We start from the raw sequence: 11,854 nt of genomic DNA, 5'->3' as shown, positions 1-11,854 counted from the left end.
AATGAAAATTATTATAGCCGGAGCCGGTGAAGTAGGAACCCACCTGGCAAAGATGTTATCACAGGAAAAGCAGGATATTATCCTGATGGACCCGAATGAGGAACGTTTGAATTTCACAAATTCAAGCATGGAGATCCTGCCTATGGTTGGGAATCCGACTTCTATCCGGGACCTGGAAGAAGCCGGTATCAGAAAGGCCGACCTGTTCGTAAGCGTCACTCCGGAAGAAACGACCAATGTAGCAGCCAGTATCCTGGCCTCCAAATTAGGCGCTCGTAAGACGTTGACGCGCATCAATAACTACGAATACCTCTTACCCAAGAATAAGGAACTGTTTGAAAAGATGGGGATCAACTCCATGATCTATCCCGAGATGCTGGCAGCCAGGGAGATTGTGACAGCCGTAAAACGTCCCTGGACCCGTCAGTATTGGGAGCTGTTCGGAGGCGCATTGATCCTGCTCGGCGTGAAAGTGCGCGACAATTCCCGGCTTGTGAACAAGCATCTATATGAATTGCTGAACGAACAGAAGCTCTATCATATTGTTGCCATCAAGCGGCAGAACGAAACAATCATTCCGCGTGGTACCGACCGGATAGAATCCGGCGATATCGTTTTCTTTACCACGACTAAAAGTCATATAGAAGATGTCCGTTTGCACGCAGGTAAGCGGGACCCGGAAGTGAAGAAAGTGATCATCATGGGAGGGAGCCGTATCGCCATCCGCACCAGCCAGTATTTGCCGAACAATATCCGCGTGAAAGTGATCGAAACGAACAAGGACAAGAGCCACCGCATAGCAGAGGTCGTCCCCGGAAACGTACTGATCATAAACGGAGACGGGCGCGATACCGACCTGCTGATGCAGGAAGGCATCAAAGATGCGCAGGCCTTCATCGCACTGACGGAAAACTCGAGTACAAATATCCTGGCCTGTCTCGCCGCCAAACGTGCCGGCGTGTTCAAGACGATTGCCAAGATTGAAAATATAGATTATATACCACTGGCAGAGAGTATGGATATCGGTTCGGTTATCAACAAGAAGTTGATTGCCGCCAGCTATATTTACCAGTTCCTGCTGGATGCGGACGTGTCGAACGTGAAATGCCTAACCTTTGCCAATGCTGATGTGGCAGAACTCGTTGCCCGTCCCGATTCCAAAATCACCCGCAAACAGGTCAAGGACCTGAACTTGCCGAAAGATATGACGTTAGGAGGACTGATCCGTGACGGCGAGCCGATGATGATTAAAGGTGATACGCAGATCCAGGCCTACGACCACGTCGTCGTCTTCTGCTTAGATACGGCAATGCGCAAATTGGAGGATTACTTTAATTGATATGCTGAACATCCGTTTTATAATCAAGATGCTGGGGATGATGTTTATCCTCGAGACATTGTTTATGCTGGCAGCTACGGCAGTCGCTTTCCTGTATAAAGGCAGTGACTTCTATCCGCTACTGCAATCGAGCGGTATCATGTTCGGGACGGGAGTCCTTTTCACCCTGATCGGCCTGAAAGCCAACGAGCATACCGCCGGACGCCGCGAAGGGATGCTGACCGTCAGCCTGACATGGGCTCTTTTCTCCCTATTGGGGATGCTGCCCTTCTATCTGGGCGGCTATATCGACAACATCACGGATGCCTACTTTGAAACCATGTCCGGTTTCACCACGACGGGCTCTACCATACTGACCGACATCGAGACGCTCCCCCACGGCATTCTTTTCTGGCGAAGCCTCACCCAGTGGCAGGGTGGTATCGGAATGATTGTCTTTACCGTAGCCCTGATGCCTATCATCGGTGGGGGAGCTACGCAGATGTTCAATGCCGAGACTCCGGGTATCACACACGAACGCTTCCGACCACGCGTGACGCAGGTCGCCAAACGTCTTTGGGGTGTTTATCTTTTCCTGACGATTGTTCTGATCGGTATGCTGTGGGCAGGTCCCATGAACTTGTACGATGCTGTCAACCACGCGCTCACTTGTATCTCGACGGGTGGATATTCGACCAAGAATGCCAGTATTGCCTATTGGGATTCCGCCTACATCGAATATGTCATAACTGCCTCATGTTTATCGGGGCAACCAATATCACGTTGATCTACTTCTTCTTCAACGGCAACCCAAAGCGGTTGTTTAAAGACGAGGAGATGCGTTGGTTCTTTTGGTTCGTATTGATCATTACGGCTATGACGACAGCCTGGATCATGTACCGGGGGATCGTGGATGATTTCGGCACAGCTTTCCGGGAATCCATCTTCCAGGTTGTGACGCTTGTTTCCACTTGCGGTTTTGCAACGGCGGACTATATCCCTGGGGGCCGTTCTTCTGGTTGTTGGCACTCGTCCTGATGGTGGTCTGCGGCTGTGCAGGCTCTACCTGCGGCGGGTTGAAGATGGGGCGTTTCGTAATCCTTGCCAAAAATCTGTTCAATGAGTTTAAGAAACAAACCCATCCCCATGCGATTATCCCGGTGCGGATGAACGGACATGCGATTTCCGGTGATATCGTCCACCGGGTTCTGGCTTTTGCTTTTGCCTATATCGCTTTGATCTTCGTCAGTTGCATGGTGCTGATGCTCGACGGAATGGGGTTTGAGGAGACCATCGGGGCGACGATTTCCTCTATCAGCAATGTCGGTCCGGGACTTGGTAGCCTGGGGCCTGTCGGCAACTATGCAGATGTCCCGACGGTATCGAAATGGTTCCTGTCGTTCCTGATGATGGTCGGGAGGTTGGAGATATTCACGGTGCTGACGATTCTGTTGCCGGGGTTCTGGAAACAATAGTCGGATATCGGTCTGTTTGCATAGGCATTCTGTCTAAAACCGATAAGCATCGGATAATAAACGAATAGGCATTGGTTTCTTAACCGGTGCCTATTCGTTTTTATTTCGGAGAAGCAGGTCTGAATTTTATTTAGGAGATATATACGCTTTTGCGTATTTTTGCGTTATAATAGGTGCGAATCATTAATAAGATGTGAGATAAGATGATAGAATATATCAAGGGGGAAATAGTGGAACTGACACCGGCCCGGATCGTGGTGGAATGCGCGGGGATCGGTTACGAACTCAATATTTCCCTGAATACATATAGCTTTTACAACGGGAAACAGACGGGGAAGATTTACGTGTACGAGGTGATACGTGAAGACGCCCACCTGCTCTTCGGCTTTGCCGGACGGGAGGAAAGGGAGCTGTTTCTGATGCTTACCAGCGTTTCGGGGGTAGGTCCTAATACGGCGCGGATGATCCTGTCGTCGCTCTCGCCGGCCGAACTGGTGCGGGTGATAGCCGACAAGAACGAGACGGCCCTGACAGGTGTGAAAGGTATCGGGCTGAAGACGGCCCAACGTATCCTTGTCGACCTCAAAAACAAGGTGAAACCTATCGAAGGGATGGGGGGCGCAAAAGGCTCCACGTCTACTCTGGCCGGCAGTGCCGTCTCGGAAGAGGCTGTTGCTGCATTGGTGATGTTGGGTTTCCAGAAGACTGCTTCGCAAAAGGCTGTCAATACGATCCTGAAAGGCTCGCCTGCATTGGCTGTTGAACAAGTAATTAAAACTGCATTACGAATGCTTTAGGAAATAGCCACTCTGTCATGGCGGGCTTGCCCCGCCATCCCATCCTAATAACAGGAAATCAGTATAGGATGAGGTTGCGGGTCAAGCCCGCAATGACACGACGGGGCATAGATGATTATTGGGTCAACCCATTATCAATTAAAAATGAGAAGGACACTAAAATATATACTCTGGATAACAATTCTACTGTTTGGCGTGGGGCTGTATTCGTTGAATGCGGACTTCAATGCCTACACGGCTTCGTTGCCGGAGGTGGAGCCGCTTGCAGCGCCGGATGATACGGTGCCGAAGGTGCAGACCCGTTTCCCGGTAGCTAAGACCATCCCCGAAGAATACGAGGAGATCGGCAAGCAGTCGCCCGCCGACCTGAAGACGCCGGACAATGTCAAGACGACCATCGAATATGACCTGAAGACCGGAACTTACGTGGTCCGTACCCGCTTGGGAGATGCCGACCTGACCACTCCTTTCTCGCTGACACCGGAGGAATACCAGGACTACAGTTTCCAGAAATCCCTACAGTCTTACTACCGCCAGAAGAACGAAGAAGAGTTCCAGAAGGCAGCCGAGAAGCAGTTCAACCTGACCGATATGCAGTTTGGTATCGGCGCGGCCGAGCGTATCTTCGGTCCGGGCGGTGTGAGAGTAAGGACGCAGGGTTCGGCCGAGGTCGAGATGGGCTGAAACAGAGTAAGACCAAGAACCCGTCACTGCCGGAAAGGGCGCGTAACCGTACCTTCTTCAACTTCGACGAGAGCGTGCAACTCAATGTGCAGGCTTCGGTCGGCAGCAAGGTGAACTTCGATATGAACTATAACACCGAAACCTCTTTCGACTTCGACTCGAAGAAGCTGAAGCTGCCTATACCGGTGAGGAAGATGAGATTATCAAATCCCTCGAGGCCGGTAATGTCAGCATGACGACCAGCAACTCGTTGATCAATGGTGGGGCGGCGCTGTTCGGTATGAAAGCCGACCTTCAGTTCGGGAAGCTGCGGGTTAACACCTTGTTTGCCCAGCAGGAATCGGAATCCAAAACGGTCAGTTCCAAAGGGGGCGTGCAGACGAAGCCTTTCGAGCTGACGATCGACCAGTACGATGAGAACCGCCACTTCTTCCTCTCGCACTACTTCCGCGACCGGTATGACGAGGCGGTCAGAAGCCTGCCGTCCGTATCTTCGCCTGTCAAGATCAGCAAGGTGGAGGTCTGGATTACCAACAAACGGAGCAATTACGACCAGTCGCGTAACATCGTCGCTTTCTCCGACTTGGCTGAACACAAACATATTTATAATACATCCTTAGTTAGCAGTAGCGGTGCTTTGGCCATACCTTATAACAACAGCAATACATTATACGGTACCTTGAACCAGCAGTTTACCGGTGCCCGCGACATCAGTACCGTGAACCAGGCGATCAGCGGCACCTTTGTGAACGGTACCGAATATGAGAAAGTCGAGAGTGCCCGCCTGTTGGACGCATCGGAATATACGGTGAACACGCAATTGGGATACATCTCGCTGAAAACACAATTGCAGGCGGATGAGGTGTTGGGTGTGGCTTACAACTTTACCTATTCGGACGGGCAGACCTACCAGGTCGGTGAGTTCTCGACGGATAATCCCGCTTCGACAAACTCCTGCCTGTATGTGAAGTTGTTGAAGGGAACAGCCATGTCGCCCGGCTTGCCGTTCTGGGATCTGATGATGAAGAACGTCTATTCGTTAGGGGCTTATTCGGTGCAGAAGGAGAAGTTTAAACTGAACATCATGTACCAGAGCGATACGACCGGTACATACGTGAACTACTTGCCGGAGGGGGCGATTGCCAACCAAATCCTGCTCAGGGTCCTGAACCTGGATAACCTCGACTCGAACAATGAACGCCATCCGGATGGTATCTTCGACTTTGTAGACGGCTACACTGTCTTGTCGGAGAATGGGAAGATCATCTTCCCCAGTGTGGAGCCGTTCGGTTCTTACCTGAGGAAGCAGATTAATAATGATGCGATTGCCGATAAATATGTTTTCCAGGAACTGTACGACTCGACGCTTACCGTCGCCCGCCAGATTGCCGAAAAGAACAAGTTCCGCCTGGAAGGTGAGTATAAGGCTTCTTCGGGGGCGGAGATACAGTTGGGGGCATCCAATGTGGCGCGCGGTTCCGTGAAGGTGACGGCGGGAGGAGCTATCCTGACGGAGAATGTGGATTATACGGTAGACTATACATCGGGTGTCGTCACCATCCTGAACGAGAGTATTATTTCGTCCGGAACGCCGGTCAGTGTGTCGTTGGAGAACCAGACGGCCTATAATATGCAGCGCAAGACGATGATGGGGTTGGACCTGAACTACCAGTTCAGCCCGAACCTGATGCTGGGTGCAACCATCATGCATATGTCCGAAATGCCGCTTACCACCAAGACGGCAATGGGGGATGAAGCCATCAAGAATACGCTGTGGGGTGTGAATATGGCCTATAAGGGGGAAAGCCAGTGGTTGACCAATATGTTCGACAAACTGCCGTTGCTGAACCTGAGCAAGCCGAGCCAGATAGCCTTCAATGCAGAGTTTGCGCACCTGATAGCCGGCCATTATGAGAATAAGAATACGGGCGGCTATTCCTATCTGGATGATTTCGAGTCGACGCAGAGCAATTTCGATTTGTCGGACCCTTATCCCTGGCAGCTGTCGAGTGTCCCTTATGACGACGCAACGCCGATGAAGTTCCCGGAGGCGGGTCTGGTCAATAATATCGACTACGGGAAAAGCCGTGCCCTGTTGGCCTGGTACACGATCGACGGGCTGTTCACACGCCAGAATTCATCTTTGCGTCCGAAGCATATCACCCGGGATGATATCTCCGACCATTATGTGCGTGCCATACAGACGGAAGAGTTGTTCCCCGAACGGCAGCAGACCATCAGCGAGAGCAATACGCTGAACGTCCTGAACCTTGCCTATTACCCACAGGAACGTGGCCCGTATAACCTGGATGCCGATAACATCAATCCGGACGGTACGTTGCAGAACCCGGAAAAGCGGTTCGGAGGTATGATGCGTAAGATAGACCAGAGTGACTTCGAGACGGCTAACGTGGAGTATATTGAGTTCTGGATGCTTGATCCGTTTATCAAGAATCGCCAGTCGTCAGGAGGTGAGTTATACTTCAACCTCGGTGAGATATCAGAAGATATATTGAAGGATGAAAAGAAATTTTTTGAGAACGGGCTTCCTATCGACGGTGATACGACCAAAGTTGATTTTACTGTTTGGGGTAAGGTACCTAAACAGCAGAGTACGGTTTATGCATTCGATAATACGGCGGGTGCGCGTCAGTTACAGGATGTCGGCTTGAACGGTCTGTCGTCGGAGGAAGAGAAGGAATATCCGACTTATCAGGAGTATTTGAATAAGTTGCGCCAGAAGTTGAGTCCGGCTGTACTCGATACGATGGAGAACCACGATGTGTTGGGACTGTCTCCGTTCTCCGATCCTGCCGGCGATAAGTTCCATTACTTCCGTGGGTCGGATTATGACCAAAATGATGTCGATATCTTAACCCGCTACAAACGCTATAACGGTACGGAAGGTAACTCGAAAGATATCAATGATTCGCCGGAGCGTTACAGCACATCTTCCAAAACCATACCGGATGTGGAAGATATCAACCAGGATAATACGCTGAATGAAAACGAGAAGTATTTCGAGTATAAAGTGGCTATTACTCCTAAAGATACAGTGGTAGGTTCTAACTTCATTGCAGACAAGCGTACGAGCACGGTTCGTCTGGCGAATAATAAGCAAGAGACTGTTACCTGGTACCAGTTTAAGATACCTATCAAGAAATACCAACGTCGTGTCGGTGCGATCAACGACTTCAAGACGATCCGTTTCATGCGTATGTATATGACCGGATTCCGGGAATCCGTCGTGTTGCGTTTCGGTACGTTGCAGTTGGTTCGCGGTGAATGGCGTAGCTATGAGCAAGACTTGTCCGACCCTAAAATGCCGCCGGCTGTCAAAGGTACACTGGAAGTTTCGACTGTCAATATAGAGGAAAATAGCGACCGCGACCCGGTAAACTACGTCCTGCCTCCGGGTATTACTCGCGTATTAGACCCGAGCCAGCCGCAAATCCGCCAGGAGAACGAACAGGCTCTTTCCTTGAAAGTAACGGATTTAGCAGCAATGGATGCACGTGCCGTCTATAAGAATACGAACTACGACCTGCGTCAGTATAAACGCTTGCAACTGTTTACGCATGCCGAGGCTCCGAAGATGGATCTATACGACTTGGCGAGCGGTGACTTGTCTGTCTTTATCCGTTTGGGATCGGACTATAAGAACAACTATTACGAGTATGAAGTCCCGTTGAAATTGACTCCGCATGGGGAGTATAACAATAATAATACGACACACCAGGAGATTGTTTGGCCGACAGAGAACACGTTGAACTTCCAGTTGGAGGTGTTGACAAACCTGAAGCTGGAACGTAACCGGCAGAAACGTTCGGGCGAGAATGGCGTGAATTTCCAAACTGAATTTACCGGCAGGGACGGAACTAATATGATCCGTGTCAAAGGTAACCCCAGTCTTGCCGAAGTAAAGACGATTATGATCGGTGTCCGCAATAACTCGAAAGATATCAAGAGCGGGGAAGTCTGGGTGAACGAATTACGCCTGACGGACTTCAATGAAGAAGGCGGATGGGCTGCCAATGCCAACCTGAATGTCGCGTTGTCCGACCTGGGTACGGTGAACGTGGGCGGGCGTATCGAGACGTCCGGTTTCGGTGCCCTCGACCAGTCGCTGAACGAACGCCGGATGGAAGACTTCAAGCAGTATAACGTCGCCACTTCCATCGAGCTGGGTAAACTGTTCCCGGAAAAGGCACAGGTCAGCATTCCGTTCTATTATGCTTATTCAAAGGAAACATACGATCCGAAGTATAATCCGTTGGATCAGGATATAAAATTGAAGGATGCCATCGACAGGGCGGACACGAAAGCTGAGAAAGATTCGATCCGCAGTTATTCGCAGGATAAGACTGTGATCAAAAGCGTATCTTTCAATAATGTGCGTGTGAATATCAAGAGCAAGAACCCGATGCCTTACGATCCGGCGAACTTTACGCTCGGATATTCGTACAGCATCAACGACAAGAAGAATCCGGAGACGGAGTATGAGACGACAAAAGACTACCGGGCGAACTTCGCATACAGCTATGTCCCGTATATGAAGCCGATCAAGCCGTTCGACAAGATGTTGAAGAAGAACAACGGCTATACCCGCTATGCCAAGCAGTTAGCGTTGAACCTGGCGCCGTCTATCAATTTCCAGACGGCGATGATGCGTAACTACTATGAGATCAAGCTGCGCGACCTGACAGGGGCGGCTACGGGTGTCACGAACGATATCCCGGTCACGTTCAGCCAGAACTTCTATTGGGACCGTGCGTTCAGTCTGAACTGGGCGTTTACCAATAACCTGAACATCTCGTTCAGCTCCGGTACGAATGCCCGTATCGAAGAACCGTATGTACAGGTAAACAAAGAGCTTAATCCGGACGATTACCAATTGTGGAAAGATTCCGTAAAGAAGAGTATTGCCGACCTCGGAACTCCGATGAAGTACGACCAGCAGTTTATGGTGACCTGGCAGCTGCCGTTGCAAATGATTCCGGTACTCGACTGGACAAACGCTTCTTTAAGCTACAACGCAACCTACAACTGGGATCGTGGCGCTACGGTGAGCGAAGGTTTCGAGTTGGGTAACACGATCAAGAACCAGCGTCAGTTCGACCTGCAGGCGAATCTGAACCTGCTGTCGCTTTACAACAAAAACAAGTATCTGAAGAAGGTAAACCAGAAGTTCAATAATACCCGTAACACCACGGCGAAAAAGCCGGAGAAGAAGAAAAAGCCGAAGCTGGAGAAGGAAATAACCCTGAATCCGGACAGCGGTACGGTTGTGGAACACGGAATGTTTACGAAGAAGGTCCAGATCACAGCCCGTGGTGCGGACGGACGCGTTTACAGGATCAAATACAAACCGCTCAACTTTGCACAGGTAATGATTCTGAACCAGGATACGGCGCATCTTAAACTGACGATCATACCGGGGCCTGCGCCTACGGAAGACTTCCTTTATAAGGCGGTTGAACATAGCGCCCGGTTCCTGATGATGGTACGGCGTTTCAATATCCAGTTTACCAACTCGGCCGGTATGATGTTGCCCGGTTTCCGTCCGGAGATCGGTGACATATTCGGGCAGGGGCATTCTTCATTCGGTCTTACACCGGGACTTGGATTTGCCTTTGGTAGCGTCCGCCGCAGTTATATCGATGAGGCGGCCGATAGGGGCTGGTTGGTAGATAATACGGAAAGTAACCTCAGCTCTGCCGTTATGACCAGCACGAAGAATCTGAACATACGGGCGAACCTTGAACCGATAACCGGTTTGAAGATCGACCTGAACGCCCTTCGCAACGATACCCGCAATACGGAAATACAATATATGTATGCCGGTATGCCGGAAATTATGGGAGGTAACTTCACCATGACGACTATCGCGTTGGGGAGTGCTTTCGGTGGCAGTGGCAATGCGATGAACAACTATTCCTCCAAAGCATTCGACAAGTTCGTGGCGAACCGTGAAATTATTGCGCAGCGGCTGGAGAATATGTATTCCTCCATGAGATATCCGAATGCCGGCTTTATTGCGGAGAAAGGTATGGGAGGGATGCCATACAACCCGGGAGAAGACAATGTGAACGGTGTGAATCCGAACTCGGCAGATGTCCTGATCCCTGCATTCCTGGCGGCTTATACGGGGAAAGACCCGAAGAAGGTGGGACTGTCTCCTTTCCCGTCCCTGAAGAGTATGCTGCCGAACTGGCGTGTGACATACGACGGATTAGTCCGCATACCGGCTGTCAAGAAATATTTCAAGAGCGTGACGTTGAGCCATCAGTATCGTTGTTCCTATACGGTCGGCGCTTTCACCTCTTTCCTGAACTGGGTGGATGCCGGACAGGACGGATTGGGATATATACAGTCGATCCTGAATGATAACCCGACGCCGTCGTCTCCTTATTCGATCTCGTCTGTCAGCATCACGGAAGCATTCAGTCCGCTGTTGGGAGCCGATGCGACTTTGCTGAATAATGTCACGGTCCGTGCCGACTATTCGACGACCCGCAATCTGAGCTTGAATACGACCTCTTACCAGTTGGTAGAAGCCCTTTCCAATAAAATAACGATTGGTTTGGGGTATAAGTTAGCCGAGTTCAACAAGGTGTTGAAGATGAAGAAGACACGCGACTTCAGCAACGACCTGACTGTCCGCCTGGACTTCTCGTACAACAAGATGCAGTCGTTGATCCGGAAAATCGATACGCAGTTGACGCAGGCTACCAGCGGTAACATCGCCAAGACAGTGTCGTTCTCTGCCGATTACGGTCTGAGTCGGGCATTGACGATCCGTGCTTTCTACGATATCCAGATCAACGAACCTCTGATCTCGAGCGCTTCCTATCCGACGTCCAACTCGAACTACGGAATCAGCCTGCGGTTCTCGCTTGCCCAGTAAGTGAGAACCGCCCAAAAGCGTGTATCATTTATGGTTCTTAAATACGTCCCATCTAACTCTCAATTCTTAACTTTCAACTTTCAACTATTTAGGGGGGGCTTATTGTATAAAACGCTTTTTTCTGACATAAAAGAGGTCCGAAATTAAACGAATGTTAATCCACTTTTCCGCCGCCAGAAAAGAGCTTTTTCCCCTTTTTCGAGAGCTTATTGCCGGGAAGTCAACCTTTATTTCATTTTCCCGGCACTTTATCGCCCTGAAGACGGTCGTCATACCCTATGAAGACGGTCGCCATTCAAATGAAGACGGTCGCGACGGCGATGAAGACGGTCGTCGTGGCGACAAGGCTTTAAAACTTCCTTTGCATATTTGGAACGCCCTCCGTCTTCGTTTTGCTACAGGCGATTCTCCGGGAGTTAAGGTTTATCACTTTGCCGGTGTTTCCGTTTTTCGGCAATCAAATTGCACGCTTTCCGGAACGGACTGCGCACCTCATCTCTTCAGTTGTCAGTCGAACAGGCTAAAACCTTGAAAAAAGTCAATTCAAAATCGATCAACTTTTCGGACGAAATAGAAAAACATCCCGGGATGGGGGTTATTGTAATTATTTAAATTTGTAGGAGGTTCAAAACTTGCCAAATATGAAACAAACAGGCCTCGTAGGGGCGTCGCG

General features: G+C 50.2%; 3 protein-coding genes and 2 pseudogenes. All 5 read left to right on the top strand.

The features are described from left to right. Window position 1 precedes the first annotated feature (1 nt). The 5 genes and pseudogenes from trkA (at window position 2) to DW083_RS14885 (ending at window position 11,713) form a co-directional block, all read left to right on the top strand. Window positions 2–1,339, top strand: a complete 1,338-nt coding sequence (gene trkA / locus DW083_RS14905) for a Trk system potassium transporter TrkA (protein ID WP_115498083.1) — start codon at window positions 2–4, stop codon at window positions 1,337–1,339. 1 nt (window position 1,340) lies between these two features. Next, a pseudogene (locus DW083_RS14900) lies at window positions 1,341–2,793 on the top strand (TrkH family potassium uptake protein). A 203-nt stretch (window positions 2,794–2,996) separates the two neighbouring features. After that, on the top strand, window positions 2,997–3,590 hold the full coding sequence (gene ruvA, locus DW083_RS14895; protein WP_122332909.1) for a Holliday junction branch migration protein RuvA: 594 nt from the start codon (window positions 2,997–2,999) through the stop codon (window positions 3,588–3,590). 144 nt (window positions 3,591–3,734) lie between these two features. Next, window positions 3,735–11,181 (top strand): annotated as a pseudogene (gene sprA / locus DW083_RS14890) (cell surface protein SprA). A 151-nt stretch (window positions 11,182–11,332) separates the two neighbouring features. After that, window positions 11,333–11,713, top strand: coding sequence for a hypothetical protein (locus DW083_RS14885; RefSeq protein WP_122332908.1), 381 nt, complete (start codon window positions 11,333–11,335; stop codon window positions 11,711–11,713). Window positions 11,714–11,854 lie beyond the last annotated feature (141 nt).

Source organism: Parabacteroides sp. AF48-14 (assembly GCF_003477465.1).
GTDB classification, from domain to species: Bacteria; Bacteroidota; Bacteroidia; order Bacteroidales; family Tannerellaceae; genus Parabacteroides; species Parabacteroides acidifaciens.
Note: the sequence above shows the minus strand (reverse complement) of the source record. Positions and strands in the feature narration are given on the sequence as shown.

Bases quoted from the DNA above. Each gene is read 5' to 3' on its own strand.
- trkA (WP_115498083.1), top strand. From the start codon at position 2: ATGAAAATTATTATAGCCGGAGCCGGTGAAGTAGGAACCCACCTGGCA.
- ruvA (WP_122332909.1), top strand. From the start codon at position 2,997: ATGATAGAATATATCAAGGGGGAAATAGTGGAACTGACACCGGCCCGG.
- DW083_RS14885 (WP_122332908.1), top strand. From the start codon at position 11,333: ATGTTAATCCACTTTTCCGCCGCCAGAAAAGAGCTTTTTCCCCTTTTT.